This window comes from Lederbergia wuyishanensis, from assembly GCF_022900255.1.
GTDB lineage: Bacteria > Bacillota > Bacilli > Bacillales > Bacillaceae_C > Lederbergia > Lederbergia wuyishanensis.
In genome coordinates, this window is the sequence record NZ_JALIRM010000011.1 from 115,654 (window position 1) to 136,561 (window position 20,908).

Here is a 20,908-nt window from a genome sequence, read left to right on the forward strand (position 1 = left end):
GTACAGGTTGTGGGGCTATTGACTATGTTTATTTTTTAACTAACTCTATAAATTGATATAGTTTATCTAGTGTTTTAATGTTCTGATTGCATTTCTGACTATCATTGCAAATGTAATTTCCTCTATTAGTAAACGTTTCTTTCCCACTTTTTACATTCGCCATGAATAATCCTACTTCCTCGTGACCGTTGCAAAGTGAACAAATTCCTTTAGTCATATTCCTAAATGTTCCGTTTATGCCTACCAGTTTCCCATCGTAATCGAAAATAAGATATTTCCTTTCTGATCTCATATCAAACCATCCCAAATATGAAATTTCCTTTAAATCTAATTCCATTGGTGGCAGTTTCAATTTCTTTGCTTTAGGAAATAATTTCTCTATCGTCTTATCTGATACTGTTCTAAACGGAATCACATAACGTTTTAACTCATCGAGAAAATGAGTAGCTTGATTTTCACTTTTGATTTCCAGAATTTCACCGAAACTCTCTCTGCTAATCTCATATTCCGGGAATAAATTAATTATCTTATCTAGAGAACTGTACGCTATTGCTTTAAGAACATCTTGATCTTTTATAGTTGAATAAGAATGAACTAAATTTTTCAATTGATACTTTATAAAGTTATATTGGTCACTTCTGATAAAAGGTTTTATATTCATATGGCTATTCATTTTAAAAAGCTCCTTATTTAAAATTTTTATTGAAATAAGGGGCAAAGCCATTATGATTGTAGGCGATGTTTATTTAACTTTCTACCTCATGCAAAGAATCGCCTTTTCATAATAGGCTCTGCATGAGACGTTCCAACCCCCGACGCTGTTAAATTCGCCATGTGTTATCACCTCCAGCAAACTACGTAAGTATTATACAATACATCCCCTATTGCTTGTAAATACAAAAATCCGCTAATGGGAGCTCCCAAATAGCGGATTTTGTTTATTTATTCTTTCTTTTCATTCGGTTCGTCGCTCCCACGATAGCGATGATAAGGCAAAGTATTCCAGGAACGGTATGTAATATCCTCATCCCGTAATGCCTTTGGAATATCTGAAAGAATCTTTTTAGCAACTTCTAGTTCCTGCCCTGCTTCCTCTTTATCCTGATACATGAATTCATCAGAAGCTGCAGCCGGAGCTTGCTTTAATTTTTCTTCCAAATCCTCGATGACCATTTCTTGTTGATGTTTGAGTGCCTCCCTAGCATCGGCCACCCATTCAGGTTGCATATTACGATTAATATCTCCTATATTACTATACTCCTCAAAAATTTCTCGATAAATACGATCAGCATTGGAACGGACATCTAAATTAGCCATTTCTAAATCGAAATTCGTCAATTCTTCGACTGTCAAAGGAGTCGTTCGTTTCGGTCCGCCAAGTCTCGTTCTATCCAAATAGAATGGGAACATGCTTTTTATTGTTTTCCCAACAGGCGAGATAGCGTTACCAACTTCATCAAGACCTTTAGGCTGTACTCCCTGCATGGCAATCCGGGCTGATTCAGGTCGCACTATTTCTTTCGGTGGCATAATCCCATGACGGAGCATTTCGCGGATGCCAGTTCCCGAAATACTCACTCGATAACGCTCATCATGTGGACATGATTGAACAGTAGCAGGAGTATCGCAGCGTGTACAGTAAAACACTTCGTAATATAAACGCACATCTATCCCAAGTTCTTCTGGTTTAAAATCATCAAAAATTCTATGGCTCGCATACTTGTCATAATAATCACCAATCCCTGCATGGTCACGGCCGATGAGTGCATGAGTACAGCCATAGTTTTTCATAATTAATGCATGTAAAACCGTTTCTCTTGGACCAGCAAAAATATACGTCACTCGAAGCGGAGCAAGAATCGATCGACCTTTTGGATAATATGTTTCTAAGACACTTTTATAGGCAAGCATTCGAAATTCGTGGCGTGTGTACTCACGTTTTGCCATTTCTACTAACGGTTGTAAAAACAGTCCATCTACTTCTTCAAGGGCATTCTTATGAATATATTCATGCCCTCTATGTAAGGGGTTAGCTCCTGTGATAAAACCAGCTGTTGAACGAAACTTCTTTTCTTCATAAAAAATACGCCAAGTATCTTTCGGCTCTAATCGAAGCTTCTCAAATGGCCCCCAATTTACACGCTTCAATAACTTTATTGGTCCCCCTAAAGCAGTATCTCCCATTCTTCGATAAATGGCATCAACACCAGGATGATCTCGATCAGTCGTACCAAAAAGATGGGAGGCACGGAAATTCTTATCATAATCGAAAATATCATCAATTTTTAAAATAGCAACTGGTTCATTATTTTCATCAGCAAGTGTGACCTCATCACCAATTGAAAGAGACAGTATAACTTCTTTATTCCGATTACCTATTGGAGCAAAACTTAGCGGCGCAGGCCAAACTAACCCATTCTTCAATCGGCCTGTCGTGAGTACGGAATGATAGTCTTCTTTATTCATAAATCCCTCATTTGGGGATAAAACACCAGTCGCTATCATCTCAAGTGTAATAACAGCTTCCAAATCTACCATAATCGTAGGGAGCTGCTTTGCCCTAATTAATTCCTCCTCTAGTTCCTTGCCAGTTACCACTTTATTCACTAACTTTCCACCATGTGGCTGCTGTGGATAATTGGCAAACTTACTTATCTCTGTTACATCTAACATTTCTCTTCCTCCCTTGTAAAAAAGTTTTTCTGCAAGCGATGTCTGAAAAATTGTGTGTTATATTTCGAATATTAACATAACTATTCATAAACTTAAACCCTTCCTTTGTCTTATCCTAGAAGTCAGTCTTAATAAGATAGCAGAGTGAAGAATAAATGTTTCGAAAAACATCATTGCTTGTAAAATTTACATCCTTATTATTTCTTGCATTCTAAGAGAGAATTTATAGATACCGAAGCTAATTTTAAAATGGCCAATCCCTATTGTGGTTGGCCATACGTTAAGACTAATTTTCGCTCCAACAATTTCTTGTTGCTTATCATTCTTTCATCGTTTGGACGATGAGATAAGGCAATTTCATTATGTTCATAAGACTTTCTATAATCACCTGCTTTATAATAACAGGAACAGAGTTGCAGATGAGGCAGCCATGTCCAGCAAGCAACATTATATGTGCCTAAACAATCTTTCTCCCATTCCAATTCAGTAGCAAGTTTATACCAAAAAATAGCCTCTGGAATTTTATCTTCTCTTAAAAACTTAAAACCAATCCTACAACAAAAATCCGCTCGCGGCTTAGCATATATAAAAGATCGAAAAGCAGCTTCACTCTCCTTATCATATTCTTCGCGTCTATAATAACAATCTGCCAACCTGCCGCATGCAGTAATTTTATCTTCTTTCGCACCGTTTGGATTATCAAGAAATTTCTCGTATATCTCTATTGCTTTCTCATACTTTTTATGGCAACGTAACTCATTTGCATAATACAATAAGTCACGCTCCGAAAAAACTTTACCCTCATTTAATCGTTTTTCATAGATTCGTAAGTTCCGGTTTTCACGCCCCGGTTTTCCTAGGTGGGTAATATTGATATCACTATGGTAAACAGGTCCAGATACTTCAAGATATTCATGAACAGGTGATTTCCATCTATAAGTTTTACTTGTCTTCACCATTCGGTTTCTGCGTACCTTCTGATAAGGTTCTCCATTGGCTCCCAAGCTAACAATATAATCCATCGTCACAGTGTTATATGAAGGATTTAAATTTTCCTTTAAATCCTTAAGGAGCACTTGATCTTGTTCCAGTAGTATATCATCAGCATCGAGCCACATTGAGTATTCTTTAGATGCGAATTGGAACGAAAAGTTCCGAGCTGCAGCAAAATCGTCCCTCCACACAAAGTCATGTATCTTATCAGTGTATTGTGATGCTGTTTCTTTTGTTTTATCGTTTGAACCTGTATCAACAATAATAATCTCATCTACAAGATTCTTTACCGATTCAAGACATCTTCCTAACGTCTGTTCCTCATCTTTTACAATCATACATAAACTAATAGAAACCAATCCTATCAACTCCAGTAGTACAGAAAAAACTTCTATAAAATATAGAAGTTTTGCCCTTAATGTATTTTCTTGATTGCTAGAATTGCAGTACTTTCTTGAGTTGGCCAAAGAATAACTGCCGTTCCGGTTATATTTATCAATTGTAATGGCGCCGGAACTTCCTTAACATTTATAATGATTTCCCCCGTATCAATATAATGTTCGGTATCTGCACCTCTATAGTAACTTGATGGAGTAATAATTTGATTGTTAGTACGTAATGAAAAATAAGCAATTTCATCGGAAATAACAGAGTAGGAAATCCGATAATCACCTGGCTCATGTACCATTAAGTTACCAGCATAATCATATGAATAATAATTTTGATAGCCTTCTTGAGTCCAAATTTTATCAAAATGAATAGCTTCCAAATCATCTGCAAGTTGACCAATAACTCCTGTCGATAATAAGATGGCATCCGCTCCGACTAAATGATCCTTCATTTCGGGATAATTTTTCATCACAACACGATTCAATGCAATGTGCCGTAAATCCTCGTATCCTATCCTATCATCTACATTCTTTTCCTCTGTTAATTCTATATCTAAGATTGGTGCACCATCATGCGTTAGCTCAGGATCGGGTGTTAGCTCAGAATCGGGTGTTGGCTCGGGATCGGGTGTTGGCTCGGAATCATGTGTTGGCTCGGGATCATGTGTTGGCTCGGGATCGTGCGTTGGCTCGGGATCATGCGTTGGCTCGGAATCATGTGTTGGCTCGGGATCATGTGTTGGCTCGGGATCGTGCGTTGGCTCGGGATCATGCGTTGGCTCAGGATCATGCGTTGGCTCGGGATCATGCGTTGGCTCAGGATCATGCGTTGGCTCGGGATCATGTGTTGGCTCGGGATCATGTGTTGGCTCAGGATCATGCGTTGGCTCGGAATCATGCGTTGGCTCGGGATCATGCGTTGGCTCAGGCTCATGCGTTGGCTCGGGATCATGTGTTGGCTCGGGATCATGTGTTGGCTCGGGATCATGTGTTGGCTCGGAATCATGAGTTGGCTCGGAATCGTGCGTTGGCTCGGGATTATGTGTCGGCTCGGGATCGTGCGTTGGCTCGGGATCGTGCGTTGGCTCGATAACATGTGTCGGTTCGATATAATGAGTCAGTTCACTCTCATGAATGGGTTCGCTACCTTGGATTAGGTCGCTGTCTTGGATTGATTCAATAGCTTGGATTGAGTGGCTAGCATGGATTGAATCGATAACTTGGAATGTATCGCTAGATTGGTATCGATCACTAACTTGGAACCGATCACTATCTCGGACCGCTGTGCTTTCTTGATTTAAATCACTATAACCCTCTAATTCGCTACTAATCCAATATTCTGGATTTATTGTATTGGACACAATCCTACATTCTTTTGACTCTACATTCGCATGAGGAATTTTTTCAAAAATAACATTGTTTAACGTAATCTCAAAATCAGACACTAAAACTGAACATTTTGGATTTTCTTCGCTCTTTTTTATCACAAAGGTATTACAACAGAAAAGAATCTTTAACTGTTTATTTTTTCTAAAATGTTTAAATGGGATTATACGCGGAACACTAAGTTCACACTTTAATTTAGAATGAGGTGGAACAATGATTGAAATATTTTTCACCTGATGGATTTTAAACTTTTTAGACTTATAACAAGCACCTTTACTTTTCAAAAATATTTCGATGAACCCACATATAGAAACAGCTATTTGAGGATGCATTATTCCATGACTTACGTCTAATTGTTCCATTCTACATTTTAGATCCCCTTGGATACTGTATATATTTTCATTAGAATCATTTTTTCTATCTGCTTTCTCATATTCATTCATAACCTCAACCATATTCAAATTGTCACCTCCATAAGAAAGCTTAAAAACAGGCTCTTGCTCATATCTTACGAAGGCGTTTGTCAATTTGTATAGGCTGCATATCCAAAAATAAGAAATATAACTTAATTAATTTATCCTGAAAATGTTTGCAAAATTTGAATCATACTAACTCTCGTACCCATATAAGATGATGCTCCCCTTTTCCCCAATAATCTTCAAGAATGAGTGACGGTTCACCTAATACCTGTCTCCAATATTGTTGAGAACTTTGAAAACCTGCATCTAAATAGTATTTTACTTGTCCTAGACGAGCCAATTCTTTTTTTATTTGTTTAAACATAAACTTGCCTATGCCTTGCCTTTGAAAACTTGGATGTATATAAACACATGCAACTTCATAACCAGTTTGAATCGTACTAATATTTTCAGTAATGAACGGATTAGGTTTAGTTAGTGCAATGGATCCAACAATATGATTATCCATTTCTGTTACGTAAAAATGCAATTCACTATTAAGGAAACTATCTTGCACTATATAATTCAATCTATCAACTTCATCATCTATAAGTTTAAATTCCTTCTTTTCACGGATGACTAGATCCGTCAAACAGCTTTTAAATAATTGATTTAATTCTACTAAATCTCTCTTTTGAATTTTTCTAAAATGCACGGAATCCCCTCTTCTTTTGCTAGATTGAGACAAAGCTTTAACATCTTGCCTTTGCATATACAGCTTTGTCTATTGGTAACTTTATCTTTGTCTCTAGCACTTCTCCCCTAATTGTATAGTAATAAAAAGGATTAAAGTAAAAAATATCAGTCAAGCAAACTTGTCCTAGTTGAGTTAATTTTATTATATGACAATCACCTATATGGTTAGATTGCGTATATTAATAAAAAAACTTTTTATAGATTTAGGGAGAGAATATAGAATGTACTATTTTAGAAATACATTACCTACTCATACCCAACCAATTTACTGGGGCCCCATCTCACAGTACACGGCACCAGTAAGATATGTTTTAACTAAAACAGCTACAATGCCGAGCAATCAATTAATTAGAAAAAATGTCGTTGATTTTTCGAGCATGAATCGCCTGCTATGGGAAGAACACGTTAACTGGACAAGAATGACCATTATTAGCATTGTGTTCAACTTACCCGATTTACCGTATGTTCAGGAACGGTTGTTAATGAATGCAACAGATATGGGAAATTGCCTGAGACCTTTTTATGGCAATCATATCGCTGATCAATATTCGATGCTGATAAAAGAGCATTTAATTGTTGCAGCCGAATTAGTAACAGCTTCTGTTAGAGGAGATACAAAAACAGCCACTGCAAAAAATAAACAATGGTATAGAAATGCAGATGATATTGCAGCATTTTTAAGTAGTATTAATCCTTATCTAGGATTGGAAGATGTAAGAAAAATGTTTTATATGCATTTAGATTTAACAAAAGATGAAGCTGTCAAAATGATTCAAAGGGATTACAAGGCCGACGTGGCAATATTTGATGAGATTGAAGCACAAGCTCTGGGAATGGGTGATATGATAGCTGAAGCAATCGTGAAACAATTTCCAAGTAAATTCTAACAAATTGGTTTATGAAATATTTCCATCCCTTATAAAGAGTAATGTATAGAAGATTACAAAAAAAATTCAGATCTAATCTAATGTAGATCTGAATTTTTTTTTAAGTTATGACCTTTACCATAACAAAAATATAAGTAGAAATTATTGTTTTCCAAAAGGAATTTACGACCTATCAGTTTATAAGTTGAGATTCCGTAATTAATTCTGTCACTGTATTGAATTCAAATCCTTTTCTACGGAGTCCATCAATAATGCCTGGTAATGCAAGATGAGTTTGCTTTGCAGTATCACTAGCGTGCATCAAAATAATTACTCCCCGTTTTGCCTTAGAGAGAACTCTATGAGTGATTACCTCAACTCCCGGATTCATCCAATCAAATGAATCTGCAGACCAATGGATTGTAGTGTATCCAAGTTCTGATAGTTTTTTCAGTACTCTTTGATCGAAGTTCCCATTTGGCGTTCTTATGAGATTTGTCCTCACACCAGTAAGTCCAAATATTATATTCTCTGCTTTTTTTACCTGTTCTTCTATCCATTGGTCATCATACTCTGTGTAATTATAATGGTTGTGTCCATGTGAGCCGATTTCAAAACCTGCATCTTTGATACTTTTTGCTATCTCAGGGTACTCCGATATTACAGGCGATGATAAGAAAAATGTAGCTTTATTCACCTTTTTCTCGGATAAAACATGAAGCACCTTCTTATATGTTTCATTTCCATTTCCTATATCAAATGTTAAAGCAACCGCATTCCTTTCCACAGGCACATTATAATATACGCTTTTCCACTTTTTTGATTGATCCATATTTAGCTCCTTTTCTTTTTAATACTTTATGAAGTTTGATTTGAAAAGGAATCAGTTCTTTTCGAGTGAGTTCAGCCCCTGTATTATAGCCGTTCCACTTTTGATATGAATTGATAAGGTATTAGTATGACATTAAGCGGTGGAGGTGCATCGTGAGAATATTAGTTTTAGAAAGCCACCCTATGTGGATCCATGGCCTTCCAAATGGTTTTAAGGATTTAGGCCACAGTGTAAAAATCTCTGGACCTTTGAGTGACCAGGTACTAAAAGAATTGTTGAAAGAATTTCAACCAGAACTGATACTCTCGATGGGGTGGGGTCCGGAAAATGATTCACCATTTAAACAGGAGCGGATATTCAAATGGGTTAATGCTTCTGGAATTCCTCATGTTTATTGGGCAACGGAAGATCCCACACATACTACAACATTTACTCTTCCTTTTATTAAAATCGTTCAGCCAGACTTCATATTTACAATCTCGGATTTGAGAGTTGAAGAATATAAGCAAATGGGAATAGGTGCCGCCCATATGGATTTTGGATTTCATCACTCTGTCCATCATCCTGTCATGCCACTAACCAAATACGAGAGCGATCTCGCTGTTGTTGCTAATGCCTACCCTACAAAGCTAGCACAATACCCAAATCATTTTCGTCACGAATCATTAAAAATACTAATATCCCCACTTTTAAAAAATAACGTTAAAATGGATTTTTACGGAGCTTTTTGGGACAAAATGGGGACCTATTTCGGTAAGGATATTCCAAAAAGTTGGCAACATGGCTACCTTGATTATACAGAAGCTAATAAAGTATATAACTCAGCTAAAATTGTCCTTGGACTGCAAAACCACCCTACTCAACTGACGCAAAGAACCTATGAAATATTAGGCTCTGGAGGATTTCTAATTACTCAGGATACACCTGAAATTCGTAGACTTTTCACTCCAAATCAGGATTTGGTTGTATCTTCATCACCCGATGAAACAATAAAGCTTGTTAATTTTTATTTGTCTCACCCAAAAGAAAGAGAGCGAATAAGAAAAGACGGACTTAAAACTGTTCAGAAGCACTCCTACAAAGCAAGAGCAGAATATTTGTTGGAAGTTTTAAGATTTTATCAAGTGATTCCTGATTATTTATGTTAATACACTGTATAGTTGAATATTGAACTTGAGGCTCGCAAGTAGAGCTCCTGTAATATGCAACAGGAATCATGCATTTTACTAGAAAGCAAAAACAGCTATGGGTTTATCAAACCTATTTTAAAAGAATAAAGGATTGAGAGATTATGAGAATTCTCTTTCTTGAAACTCACCCTATGTGGATACATGGTCTTCCAAATGGATTTAAAGATCTTGGTCATTCAATAAAATTAGTCAATCCAAATGATGAAGCCCTACTGTTATCTGCCATCAAACAGTTTCAGCCGAATCTAATTATTACAATAGGATGGACTGATGCTAATGACACTCTGGAAAAGCAGTCAAAAATCGGACATTATACACAATCCTCTGGTATCCCTCATATATATTGGGCAACGGAAGATCCCGGTTATACCGAGTCATTTACTTTGCCTCTAATCGAAAGAGCGAAACCTGACATGGTCTTTACAATTTGCAAAGAAAAATTGCCTTTTTATCAAGCTCTTGGGATAGAAGCTGGATATATGGACTTTGGTTACCATTCAAGCACCCATTTTCCTGTCAAACCGGTAAGACATTATAAAAGCCATGCTGCTCTCGTTGCAAATGGCTATCCGCAGCTATATGAAAAAATGCCTGATCACCTACGTTTTACATCATTAGTTTCATTAGTCGATCCAATTCTTGAAAGAAAACTGTCTATCTTTTTTTACGGGAGATATTGGGATGAGATGAAAAAGATTTTTATTAATGAGGTACCCAGCAATTACCTTAAAGGATACTTACATTATACTTTGGCTAATCAGGTATACAGTTCTGCTGATATCGTCATTGGTGTTCAAAATAAAAAGTTTCAGGTTACACAACGAACATATGAAATTCTTGCATCAGGTGGATTACTCCTTGCTACGGATACACCAGCTATACGTGAACATTTTACTCCACATCGTGACTTAATTGTTTCATCTTCTGCAGAGGAGACCTCTAACTTACTCGACTTCTATTTTAATAAACCTGAAGTAATGAATAAAATTAAGCAAAATGGCATCAAGGCTGTTGAAAGGCATTCATATACTGCTAGAGCGGAGAACATGATTAAACAATTGCGAAATAAACAAATCATCCCTTGGTACATCGACTAAAATCGAAAGGAGAAAAATCATGAAGATTCTATGTTTAGACAGCAGTCCAATTTGGCTGAACGGTCTTCCAAATGGTTTTAGGGATCTTGGCCATGAAATCAAAGCTTCTGGGCCTTTAACAAAAGATAACATACCTAGAATTATAGCTGAATTCGAGCCTGATTTAATTTATTCAGTTGGCTGGGGTCCAGAACATACAAAAATTAAACAAGATTGGATTAGAGAAAATGTACTTAAAGCGAAAATACCTCATATTTACTGGGCAGTAGAGGACCCCCATTTTACTGAGACGTATACCCTTCCATTGCTCATGAGGATGCAGCCTGACTTCGTGTTTACTTTATCAAAAGAGATGGTTTCTTTCTACCAAAGTTTAGATATTCCCGCTGCTCACTTAGACTTTGGCTTCCATTCAAGTATTCATAGGCAACATTCTAGGACCGACTCTAAATATGAGGGAAACATATCATTAGTGGCAAACGCATATCCTCTTGTTCTTCAGGATGCTCCTAACCATTATAGAAACCAATCATTGCAAATTCTATTGAAACCACTTCTTAGACTAAATCAACAGATTAATATTTGGGGACGCAATTGGGAGCAGATGGAAGCTATTTTAGGTGAATCCATTCCTCAAGAGTGGATCAAAGGTTATTTAAGTTATACCGACGCTTCAAAAGTATATAGCTCTTCCTCTATTATGATAGGATTACAAAATTATGAAACACAAGTCACTCAGCGAACCTATGAAATTTTAGCATCTGGTGGATTTTTGTTAACTTCAGATATACCTGCTGTAAGAGAGCTTTTTACCCCTGGTAAAGATCTAGTTGTTTCATCTTCACCAAAAGAAACTCTTGAACTCCTTAACTATTACTTAATAAATCACGAAGAAAGAGAAACAATTCGAAAACAAGGGAAAGCCTCGGTTCAGCCGCACTCATATAAAAACCGGGCAGCCTATGTATTGGAATGCCTTTATAAGGAAGGTATTTTAAAAAGGGGATTATAATATGAGTGAAATTAATTACAATTCCAGAAAAATTGCATATTTGACCTTTGATGACGGCCCTTCCGATAACACAGTAAAAATTCTTCAATTATTGGATTTTTATAAAGTAAGAGCTACCTTTTTTGTTATCGGTGATGTTCCTAATCGTCATCTTTCGCTTTATAATGAAATTCTAAAAAAAGGACATGGAATAGGCATGCACACTTTTACACATGATTACTCCACCATGTATGCCTCACTCGCAAATTTCAAAGCAGATTTAGAGCGCCTAGAAAATATATTAATGAGATATATAGGTTTTATTCCATCAATCTATCGGTTCCCCGGAGGATCCTCAAACAAAATGAGCACAAGATATGGCGGTATAAATTTAATGGAAAAACTTAAGAAAGAGATTGAAAAGCGTGGCTACAAGTATTTTGATTGGGATGTGGATTGCGGAGACACAAAAAGCTATCTAGTTAGTGCTGATCAGATTATTGAAAACGTGTTAAATAATACTATGAACAAAGAAAAGGCAATCATTCTATTGCATGATTCTCCTGTCAAAACTACAACAGTCCAAGCATTGCCCGAAATAATAATTGGGTTGAAAAGACAAGGATTTGAATTCAAGATTCTTTCATAATAAAAATCTAATATTCCTTAGTTAAACACTACTTTTTCTTAATCTAAAAAGGCTAAGGATTTTTTATATTTCCAAATTTTAACTTGTGCGAATTTAGATTATGCCTAGATTTTCACTCTCCTATTTTCATAAATATCCTTCAAACGACCTAGCTTTACGAATTATTTCTATTTGTATACCCAATAAACTATTAGATATAATGAAACTAATAAACAAAAGGAAGGTGTTAGCGTGTATAGGAAAGTAGAAGATTTCGTAAGAGATTGGAATGTTTCTTCAGCGGGAACTTTGAATGTATTTAAGGCAATGACTAATGACAAGCTAGATCAAGCCATTGTTGAGGGTCATAATAGCCTTGGATGGTTAGCTTGGCATTTAGTTGGTGCGGCAGGTGGATTGGGTCATTTTGCTGGACTTAACATTCCAGGTCCTAGTCGAGAAGAGCCTGTTCCTACTGATGTAGCAGAGATTGTAGAGGCATATGAAAAAATTATCAATTCCTATCAAGAAGAAACTGCTAAGTTAACAGATGAGTCTTTACTTGAAGAGGTAACTGGATTCGCTGGACCTACACCACGCGGAACACTTTTACGAGCTTTAATCGATCATCAAACACATCACCGTGGTCAAATGACTGTCCTACTTCGTCAAGCTGGACTTTCAGTGCCTCCGATAATGGGACCAACAAAAGAAAGGCAATAACTTGAATCCACCTCAAAGCAGGTGGTTTTTCACTTCCATGTTGAGTACCAGATATTTCATCTTTTCAAAGGTCTGTGATAGACTTTTACTATATTTAAAGAAAGGAAGCGATTTCATGCAATACATAACATTAAACAATGGAATTCGTACTCCTCAGTTAGGATATGGGGTATGGAAAGTACCTAATGAAGAAGCTGCCAATGCAGTAGAACAAGCAATTCAAGCGGGCTATCGTTTAATCGATACAGCTATGATTTATAAAAATGAGGTCGGTGTGGGAGAAGCACTAGCCAAAAACATTGTCCCTAGAGAGGAACTATTCATCACAACAAAAGTTTGGAATGCAGACCAAGGGTATGAGAATACATTAAAAGCATTTGATGAAAGTCTTGAAAAACTTGGAATTGATTACGTTGACCTCTATTTAATCCATTGGCCAACACCAAACTTTGATCAATATGTAGATACTTACAAAGCATTGGAAAAAATCTATAAAGATGGACGAGCAAAAGCGATTGGTGTTTGTAATTTTGAGATTGAACATCTCGAGCGAATCTTAAATGAATGTGAAGTAGTGCCTGCGGTCAACCAAGTCGAGTGCCACCCATATTTACAGCAAAATGAATTAAAGGATTTCTGTAAAAAACATGGCATCTATATTGAAGCATACAGTCCGTTAATGAACGGAACAAAAGTATTAGAAGATCCGGTTATCAAAGAACTAGCGGAACAACACGGTAAAACACCTGCACAAGTTATTCTTCGCTGGCAGCTACAAACCGATGTCATTGTCATCCCAAAAACAGTCACACCTTCACGCATGAAAGAAAATATCGATATTTTCGATTTTGAACTGAGTGAAGGGGACATGGAAAAAATAGCTGCATTGGATCGTGGCGAGCGTCATAATGCGGATCCTAATGAAATGCATTTTCGCTAAATATTCTGCTTAATATGCGAACAGTGGTTAAGATACAAATACAAAAACATATATTTGATAAGAAAAAAAAACGATTCTCTTTTAGTCAGAATCGTTTTTTTCTTCTTTTAGTTATAAATGTGACTTTCATTAGCTTGTGCAACATATAGCCTTGTTTATGCGCGTCTAGAGCAGCTTGAAAAAGACACTTTTAATCATGTTCATCTTGAAAATAACATTTTATTTGATCGTGTACGAAAATTGATCTAGTAGAATGGTGTTACTGTAAAATCCCCTCAATTGAGGGGATTTTTGATTGAAATTATAGGTTTCAGTTAATTCCCTAAGTTTAGCAATCTTCAGCTACAATAGAAGATTCAATACAATTCCTCAATCACTTTAACCCTTCCCACAAATTATGATTAAATCATGGGGAATGGCGTAGTTAATGTTACGAAGTACTTTCACCTTTTTTATTTACTTTATCCTCTAGTGCATTTCTCAAATCATACCCAGTTGGATTTTGGAAAACTCTTAACCCAAACTCAGGTGCAACAGCAAAGAGGTGATCAAAAATATCAGATTGTACAGATTCATACACTGCCCACCTGACATCATTCGAAAAAGCATAAATTTCTAGTGGTAGACCATGGTCAGTTGGTTCTAGTTGTCTAACCATTTGTGTCATTTGCTGGTTTATCCCAGGATGGTTCTTTAAGTATTTGGTGATATAAGCCCTGAAGACACCGATATTCGTCATGGCTCTTCCGTTTACCTTATTCATTCTATTGATTTCATTTTTTTTATTATATTCTTCAATTTCGCTTTCCTTCTGAATAATATAATCGCTAAGATAATGGATATTTTTAAATTTCTCAATCATGTCCTCGGTACAAAAAGTTATACTGTTTGTATCGATAAAAATCGGTCGCTTCATCCGTCGTCCACCAGACGTTTGCATTGCTCTCCAGTTTTTAAATGAATCAGATATTAGGGCGTAGCTAGGTACCGTCGTTATTGTTTTATCAAAGTTTTGCACTTTTACCGTGTTCAAAGAAATTTCTATAATATCCCCATCGGCACCATATTTAGGCATTTCAATCCAGTCCCCAACTCGAACCATATCATTCGCAGTCAACTGAATGCCAGCTACAAGACCTAGTAAAGAATCTTTAAAAATTAACATAATAACAGCTGATAATGCTCCAATACCACTGAGGAGAATAACAGGACTCTCACCCATTAAACTCGAAATTATGATGATTCCACCAATAATGAAAACAACAATTTTTACTACCTGAATGTATCCCTTTATTGGTTTAATCTTGGATATTTCATAGGTTCTATAAATATCATCAACTGCATTCAAAAAGCTATCTATTATCATCAGTATGACAATGATGATATATGTAACAGCTGCCTTTACGATCCAATGTTGATGGCTCGGAAAAGTCTCAGAAAAGTTATAAATAATGAGAGCAGGAACTATATGGGATAATTTACGAAAAATCTTCCTTTGTAATATAATATTGCCCCATTTGAAGTTTGTTTTCGTAACGTAATGATTAATGATCCTAATAACAATCTTTTTAGTAATAAAATTAGCGATGATACAGAGTAAAGCAATAATACCGATTTGAATCATAACAGAAACATAATCAGCAACTTTCGTATTCATACCATATTCAACGAGCAGTTTGTGAATTGATTCCACGTTTTCCACCTTCGATTTTTGTAGTTCTTTACTCTTAGCATATCATAGGGCATTTTTCTATTCACTTAACTTTTACTTTAAAAAAAGGTTACGATTAGTGTAGCAGCAAATTCGTTTCTTTTACAAAGGTATAATGATAATGGGATTTTCATTTACATATATAAAGGTAGAACTTCCTGAAGATAGGTTATGAGGAAAAAAGTTTATAAATGATTTTAGCCAAACAAGCTCCCGCGGAAAATGATAAGCACGAAGAGATTAATAGAAGATAGATAGCAAAATCATCAAGAGTTAAGGTAAAGCCTCCTGTACATTTTGCTCGCAAATTGTCATTGGTCGGGAATTCCCTTGTAAGGTATTACATGAAATTTCATAAAGAGACAATACGAATATAAACAATATATTGGGGACTGTCATTAGTAACAAATGTTTTAACACATTGGAGAACAGTCCCCCCATCTTTTATTCTCACTTTCCATTAAAAATCAAATAAACTCAACAAAGCCCCATTCCTATTTAGGGAGCTTCACTATAATGAATCACGGTTTTTTATCTTTACTTGAATTATTTTCTTTTCCTCTAGATGATGAATCCTGTTTTTTCTTATTTCCATTATTTGTAGAAGGATTATTAGACTGCTCCTTCTTTTTCGAAGGCTGCTCGAAATCTTTTGCTTTATCCTTTTGAAGACTATTCTCTTTTTCTTTTGTAATCATTGAACTATTAGGTTTCTTATTTTCAATTTGATTTTCACTTGCTGGATTACGAACATCTGATTTCTTATTCGGTAGTTCAGGTAGTTCTTGATTTTTCTGCTGTTTTATTTGCTGAAACGTCTTTTCTTGTTCATTTTCTTGATTTTTAGAATTTGATATTTGCTCTTGTTCTTCCTTTTGTTGTAAAGGATTATGATCTTTGCTCTGATTTTTAGTATCTAAATTTGTCTCTTTTTCAACTTCTTGTATAGATTCCTCTATTTCTGGCTTAGGAATTTGTTGGTTACTTTTCTTATATTCATGAACGGACATTTGCTGCTCATTGGCTGTCAATCTGTCCTCAAATGTACTTTCGGTAACTTCTAAGGTCATTTTTTTATATGTCTTTTGAACATCACTTACAGCGTTTTCCACAATTTCATGCATTAAAGGTTTTTTCTCACCGTTCGGAAAAATTGTTGTAATCATAACTTGTACTTCACTAGGATTCGTTGATAAATCCTTTATTACACTATCTAATACCAAACGTAAAGGTTGTCCTTTCCATCTATCATAGCTATTCTCTAATTCTGAAGTCGAATCTTTCAACTGGCGTAAGGATACAACATTACCTTTCTTATCGACCCCAAATTCCATTGCATCTTCTATATCTAGCTGTACATAAGCCATCACAGTATTCGTATTTGGAAACAAGAGTGAAGCGGAAAAAAAGAGAAGCATGACTGCAATCAAAACGGCTCCAATAACTGCTGGCTTAACCTTTATATTGAATAGAAATGGCCAATGAACCTTATGAAATTCAGCTTCATCTCCAATCTCTATTTTATCTTTCAACGGAATCCCACGTAGAAATTCTCCTTTTTCCGTTAGAAAGATAGAATAATATTTTTTATTTTCGCAAACAATGCCTCTCTTCTTCCGCATCATAAAAGTTCCTCTCTAATGTATTCCTTTAGATATACAAAGTTACTGTTTATTAGCAGCGTAACCGCCACAATATATTTTCTATGTCGTTCAATCGTCTTTCTCGACAAATTGGTGATGGATGTAAGTTCTTTTATAGGCAGCCTTCTCTTTTCAATAAGATAGCTATAAAAATCAGGTGTTGAAGAAATAATTTGTGCAATATTAAAAGCTATTTTTCTTGAATCATCATGTTTAGGTGAGGATACTACTAACTCTTGAAATGACAAGCCAAATTCCTTAAGAACCTGTGAATATTCCTTAATCTCTTCACGCCGTTCTAGAGCTTGCTGTTCTTGCAAAAATGAGGATATCGATATTTCGTTGAATACATAATGTTGAGGATTTGCACTAGTTTCCTTATCTTCATCATTTAATACAATTAGTTCTTCATTTCTTTTTGATTCTTTACGCATATAATCAATGAGTCGTCTTTTTATAATTAAATGTGAAAAAGTCTTCAATGAAGTCTTCTCTTCAGGGCTATATTGTAATATTGCTTCATAGAAACCTTTTAAAGCTACGCTAAATTCATCATCATGCTCATTAATGAATCGTTTACAGACTACTGATGCAGTTTTTTTCATAAACGGAGTATAAGCGACGAGAAGTTCGTTCAAGATCTTCTCATCGCCTTTTTTTGCCTTCAATACAAGCTCTTTCAATTCTGTATCGGACTTATTATTGAATACCCCTTGTATGATAGACAAAAGCATTAGTATCTCTCCGTTCTTACCGAATCAACATTCCTATTAACTGTAAAGGGTGCATCGAAGATTTAAAAGCGTTTTTCTGGAATTAGTTCTTTTTTCCATTATTTTGCTTTTGTTCTTTTCCCGCTTTTCGTTCTGTTTTTTGCGCTTCACGCTCTGCTTTTTGAGTATCTCTTAACTCTTTTCTCTGTTCAGCATGCTTTGCATTTAATTGAGCTTGTGGAGCTTTCACTTTATTTTCCTTAGTAACTTTTTCTTGTTTGACTTGCGTTTCAGCTTTTACAGTTTCTTCTTTTACTTCAGTTTGCTCTGTTTCTGTTGTTTGCTTTGACTCTTCAGCTTTCGATTGCTTGTTTTCCCATCTTTCAACTGAGCGTTCCATATTACGCTTAATAGCAGCTTTTGCTGTTGGATTTTTCACATTTTCGTAGGCTTTTCCAAGAGCAGCTAGATTACCAGCCTTATAACCTTCTGGAGTAGCCGGAAGTGTACTTTCTTCCGTTTCCGTTGCTCCATCCTCTACTTCGCCTTCCTCTTGATCAACTTCATCTTCGCCAACTTCGTCCTCTACTTCCCCTTTATCAGAGTCTTCTACTGATGATTCGTCATCATTCTCTGCTTCTTCTTTATCTGCATCATCCACTGTTTCATCTTCACTTTCATGATCAGCGTCATTCACAGCGTCGCCTGCTTCATTCTCTACTTCTTCTTGATTAACATCTTCTGCTGTTTCATCCGCTTCATTCTCAATTTCTTCGTTAACAGCTTCATCATCTGCATGTATTTCTTCAAACTCTACATTTTCTTCTGTTGTAACTTCTACTTCTTGTGATTCATTAGCTACATACTCTGTAGAATCCTTCTCAAAAGAATCTAATCCATTTGCCCATGCATAGCCTGTTCCTGTTACTGTAAAACCTGCGATAAGGAGGGCTGCTCCAGTTTTCTTCAATTTGTCTTTCATTTTTCATCACCTCGTCAATTTTTGTCCTTTTTTGTAGACATCTAGTTATTCGAAAAAACTATCAATTTTTATAGGGTCGATAGAAAAATAGATCTTTTTAACTAGTCATTAAAATGAAAAATAACAAGACTTGAACTTCTAACGGAGCATAAATCTCGTAAATTGGATTTTTGTTTTTGCTTTAAAAAAATGTTAACACTTATCTGCAAAAGCAATATAGGTCTTTGGAACTTTTTTATTTTCTTAGAGAATTCATTTTTTTCGTTTGAACCTCAATAATCATTATTGTGAAAATCTTCATTAGAATGCAAAGTGTCAGCCGCTTCACTTTCTAGTGATATCAATGCATGATAATGAATGTCTATATTTATATCCGTTCCAACAAATTGATAGGAATTGACTACTTAAAAGGGTATTTTATTTATGTAGAAAAGTGTTGCTTAATGCTTTGTCATATATGGAAAGAATCAAAACTCATGCAAATTCTAGACAATCTTGTATCTTGCATAAAGATATCACCAATGTTGTATAATCGACAATGGATGAAAGTTCCTTTGATTGGAGGATAAAAATACAAACTCAATCAAAAAATCACTCAAGAAATCACTCAAGAAATCACTCAAGAAAAAACGCTAGAATATAACTCTAGCTGAGTGTGCAAAAATAAGATCAAAATTTATACTTAAAACAGTAAAAGTATTCAACTTATATTAATCCAATAAAAAAAAGGAAGCCTAAGCTTCCCATCTAATCTACGTAGATTATTCTAATTAATTTCCTGTGCATTCTCCAATGCTTCTTTTGGGATTTCAATGTTTTCCACCTTATTATAGTTGCTGTAAGTAGATTGCATATCAATCTTCATATTCATTTTTTCATCTTCAATTTGAGTATCTGTATCTAATACCATGTTCAACGTATTTAAATAGAAAGTCTCTTTATCAATATGCAATTCATATTTTACTTCGTTGAACTTCATGTCACCCATCATATTATCCGCCTGCATTTCAGCTGGTAAAACATTCTTAACATTATCCTTTAAAAACTGATCAAACTTTTCGCCTGACGCTTTTAACGTCAAAATAAAATTCTTGTCGTCTTGTTGAAATTCAAATTCATCAACAAATTCTTTTAGTTGTTCTAGTTGACCAGACGGATTTGTTTGGCCCTCAGACATTTGAAGAATTTGTGTAGAAAATTCTTCAGGAAGTTTAAACCACATTTTTTCATTCGGCTCATACATATAAAACCCTTCTTTAGTAAGGTAAGCGTCAACTTCTTGCTTTTCTCCAGCTAATGACATTGTCATCTTTTGGTGCAGTGCCATTGGTTCCAATATAAATTCCATTTCAATATCTGATTGGAATTCCTGCTTTTCTCCGGAGACCTCAATATTCTGCTTCATGTTCATTTGACTTGCAAAGCTATTAATATCTTTATTGGCTTCTTCTGTCTTCTTGAATACCTCTTCCAAAGTAAGTTTACTTTCTTTTTCCTTGTTCGCTTGCTCCTTCCCTGCAGAAACAGCATTCTTCGATTCTGCCTCTGTTTTTACCGGTTCTGCTGTCTGACCGCAGGCTGCAAGCATCAATATCATGAAGCCTCCAAGAATAATAGATATTATTTTTTTCATCCGTTCATCATCTCCTTTAATTTTGAAAAGCAATAGGGCGATTGAATATATTTACGGTTTCATATCCTTATAGTTTCGATTTTTCATAGTTTCGTTCAAAAGTCCCGTCTAAATATTCTTTTTCGCTAAAATTTATGGTTCCTCTTTCATAAACGCCATCTTAACGATTTCATTTAAAATGTGCAAAGGAAGTTTCCAATAATAACTTATGGCGAGATGAAAGAGAAATTCTTAACAAGAAAAAAGTATTCTCACCTTTAAAATATCAATAAGGCAAGAATACTTTTTTATTATTACAGTGAATATCGATCATAATCAATTTCCCACAAAGAACTTTATATGAAAAATTCTCAAACGATTTTTT

The 20,908-nt window shown here is 35.5% G+C and carries 18 protein-coding genes and 1 pseudogene; 8 read left to right on the top strand and 11 right to left on the bottom strand.

All coding sequences use genetic code 11. The features are described 5' to 3' along the window. Nucleotides 1–28: 28 nt before the first annotated feature. From MT489_RS15360 to MT489_RS15380, 5 genes are all read right to left on the bottom strand, one after another. Nucleotides 29–673: a FusB/FusC family EF-G-binding protein gene (locus MT489_RS15360; protein ID WP_244682442.1), complete on the bottom strand. Its 645-nt coding sequence runs from the start codon at nucleotides 671–673 to the stop codon at nucleotides 29–31. 269 nt (nucleotides 674–942) lie between these two features. After that, nucleotides 943–2,673, bottom strand: coding sequence for a sulfate adenylyltransferase (locus MT489_RS15365; protein ID WP_244682443.1), 1,731 nt, complete (start codon nucleotides 2,671–2,673; stop codon nucleotides 943–945). Nucleotides 2,674–2,933: 260 nt separating this feature from the next. Beyond that, complete coding sequence (locus MT489_RS15370; protein ID WP_244682444.1) at nucleotides 2,934–4,025, bottom strand: tetratricopeptide repeat-containing glycosyltransferase family 2 protein; 1,092 nt, start codon at nucleotides 4,023–4,025, stop codon at nucleotides 2,934–2,936. A gap of 56 nt (nucleotides 4,026–4,081) precedes the next feature. Beyond that, the gene (locus MT489_RS15375) at nucleotides 4,082–5,902 is read right to left on the bottom strand and encodes a hypothetical protein (RefSeq protein ID WP_244682445.1); all 1,821 of its coding nucleotides are present in this window, start codon (nucleotides 5,900–5,902) and stop codon (nucleotides 4,082–4,084) included. Nucleotides 5,903–6,044: 142 nt separating this feature from the next. Beyond that, nucleotides 6,045–6,554: a GNAT family N-acetyltransferase gene (locus MT489_RS15380; RefSeq protein WP_244682446.1), complete on the bottom strand. Its 510-nt coding sequence runs from the start codon at nucleotides 6,552–6,554 to the stop codon at nucleotides 6,045–6,047. A gap of 262 nt (nucleotides 6,555–6,816) precedes the next feature. Here MT489_RS15380 and MT489_RS15385 point away from each other — a divergent pair, with 262 nt between their 5' ends. Beyond that, nucleotides 6,817–7,482 carry a hypothetical protein gene (locus MT489_RS15385; RefSeq protein WP_244682447.1) on the top strand — a complete coding sequence of 222 codons (666 nt, stop codon included), beginning with the start codon at nucleotides 6,817–6,819 and terminating at the stop codon, nucleotides 7,480–7,482. Nucleotides 7,483–7,654: 172 nt separating this feature from the next. Here the strand turns inward: MT489_RS15385 and MT489_RS15390 are convergent, their stop codons facing one another. Further along, entirely contained in the window at nucleotides 7,655–8,293 is a 639-nt protein-coding gene (locus MT489_RS15390; protein WP_244682448.1) for a polysaccharide deacetylase family protein, read from the bottom strand. A gap of 152 nt (nucleotides 8,294–8,445) precedes the next feature. Between MT489_RS15390 and MT489_RS22340 the strand changes: the two genes are divergently transcribed. From MT489_RS22340 to MT489_RS15425, 7 genes and pseudogenes are all read left to right on the top strand, one after another. Next, a complete protein-coding gene (locus MT489_RS22340; RefSeq protein WP_244682449.1) occupies nucleotides 8,446–9,441 on the top strand; it encodes a CgeB family protein in 996 nt (331 codons plus the stop codon). Between the two features lie 143 nt (nucleotides 9,442–9,584). Beyond that, nucleotides 9,585–10,580, top strand: a complete 996-nt coding sequence (locus MT489_RS15400) for a CgeB family protein (protein ID WP_244682450.1) — start codon at nucleotides 9,585–9,587, stop codon at nucleotides 10,578–10,580. Between the two features lie 19 nt (nucleotides 10,581–10,599). Beyond that, nucleotides 10,600–11,592 carry a CgeB family protein gene (locus MT489_RS15405; RefSeq protein WP_244682451.1) on the top strand — a complete coding sequence of 331 codons (993 nt, stop codon included), beginning with the start codon at nucleotides 10,600–10,602 and terminating at the stop codon, nucleotides 11,590–11,592. Between the two features lies 1 nt (nucleotide 11,593). After that, nucleotides 11,594–12,220, top strand: a complete 627-nt coding sequence (locus tag MT489_RS15410; RefSeq protein ID WP_244682452.1) for a polysaccharide deacetylase family protein — start codon at nucleotides 11,594–11,596, stop codon at nucleotides 12,218–12,220. Between the two features lie 231 nt (nucleotides 12,221–12,451). Next, nucleotides 12,452–12,922, top strand: coding sequence for a DinB family protein (locus MT489_RS15415; protein WP_244682453.1), 471 nt, complete (start codon nucleotides 12,452–12,454; stop codon nucleotides 12,920–12,922). A gap of 115 nt (nucleotides 12,923–13,037) precedes the next feature. Beyond that, the gene (locus MT489_RS15420) at nucleotides 13,038–13,862 is read left to right on the top strand and encodes an aldo/keto reductase (protein WP_244682454.1); all 825 of its coding nucleotides are present in this window, start codon (nucleotides 13,038–13,040) and stop codon (nucleotides 13,860–13,862) included. Nucleotides 13,863–13,994: 132 nt separating this feature from the next. Next, nucleotides 13,995–14,111: pseudogene (locus tag MT489_RS15425) on the top strand (iron-sulfur cluster repair di-iron protein); the annotation flags it as partial. A gap of 181 nt (nucleotides 14,112–14,292) precedes the next feature. On the opposite strand, the gene MT489_RS15430 reads toward MT489_RS15425, so the two are convergent. From MT489_RS15430 to MT489_RS15450, 5 genes are all read right to left on the bottom strand, one after another. Next, nucleotides 14,293–15,555, bottom strand: a complete 1,263-nt coding sequence (locus MT489_RS15430; protein ID WP_370876400.1) for a mechanosensitive ion channel family protein — start codon at nucleotides 15,553–15,555, stop codon at nucleotides 14,293–14,295. A gap of 539 nt (nucleotides 15,556–16,094) precedes the next feature. Further along, nucleotides 16,095–17,198, bottom strand: a complete 1,104-nt coding sequence (locus MT489_RS15435; RefSeq protein WP_244682455.1) for an anti-sigma-I factor RsgI family protein — start codon at nucleotides 17,196–17,198, stop codon at nucleotides 16,095–16,097. Continuing rightward, nucleotides 17,195–17,950: an RNA polymerase sigma-I factor gene (sigI, locus tag MT489_RS15440; protein ID WP_244682456.1), complete on the bottom strand. Its 756-nt coding sequence runs from the start codon at nucleotides 17,948–17,950 to the stop codon at nucleotides 17,195–17,197. Before sigI ends, MT489_RS15435 begins: the two co-directional genes overlap by 4 nt. 82 nt (nucleotides 17,951–18,032) lie before the next feature. Beyond that, complete coding sequence (locus tag MT489_RS15445) at nucleotides 18,033–18,911, bottom strand: hypothetical protein (protein WP_244682457.1); 879 nt, start codon at nucleotides 18,909–18,911, stop codon at nucleotides 18,033–18,035. Nucleotides 18,912–19,677: 766 nt separating this feature from the next. Further along, on the bottom strand, nucleotides 19,678–20,544 hold the full coding sequence (locus tag MT489_RS15450) for a DUF6612 family protein (RefSeq protein WP_244682458.1): 867 nt from the start codon (nucleotides 20,542–20,544) through the stop codon (nucleotides 19,678–19,680). Nucleotides 20,545–20,908 lie beyond the last annotated feature (364 nt).

Coding starts and splice junctions, on each gene's coding strand:
- MT489_RS15360 (WP_244682442.1), bottom strand. CDS start 673: ATGAATAGCCATATGAATATAAAACCTTTTATCAGAAGTGACCAATAT.
- MT489_RS15365 (WP_244682443.1), bottom strand. CDS start 2,673: ATGTTAGATGTAACAGAGATAAGTAAGTTTGCCAATTATCCACAGCAG.
- MT489_RS15385 (WP_244682447.1), top strand. CDS start 6,817: ATGTACTATTTTAGAAATACATTACCTACTCATACCCAACCAATTTAC.
- MT489_RS15390 (WP_244682448.1), bottom strand. CDS start 8,293: ATGGATCAATCAAAAAAGTGGAAAAGCGTATATTATAATGTGCCTGTG.
- MT489_RS15400 (WP_244682450.1), top strand. CDS start 9,585: ATGAGAATTCTCTTTCTTGAAACTCACCCTATGTGGATACATGGTCTT.
- MT489_RS15405 (WP_244682451.1), top strand. CDS start 10,600: ATGAAGATTCTATGTTTAGACAGCAGTCCAATTTGGCTGAACGGTCTT.
- MT489_RS15410 (WP_244682452.1), top strand. CDS start 11,594: ATGAGTGAAATTAATTACAATTCCAGAAAAATTGCATATTTGACCTTT.
- MT489_RS15420 (WP_244682454.1), top strand. CDS start 13,038: ATGCAATACATAACATTAAACAATGGAATTCGTACTCCTCAGTTAGGA.
- MT489_RS15435 (WP_244682455.1), bottom strand. CDS start 17,198: ATGATGCGGAAGAAGAGAGGCATTGTTTGCGAAAATAAAAAATATTAT.
- sigI (WP_244682456.1), bottom strand. CDS start 17,950: ATGCTTTTGTCTATCATACAAGGGGTATTCAATAATAAGTCCGATACA.
- MT489_RS15445 (WP_244682457.1), bottom strand. CDS start 18,911: ATGAAAGACAAATTGAAGAAAACTGGAGCAGCCCTCCTTATCGCAGGT.
- MT489_RS15450 (WP_244682458.1), bottom strand. CDS start 20,544: ATGAAAAAAATAATATCTATTATTCTTGGAGGCTTCATGATATTGATG.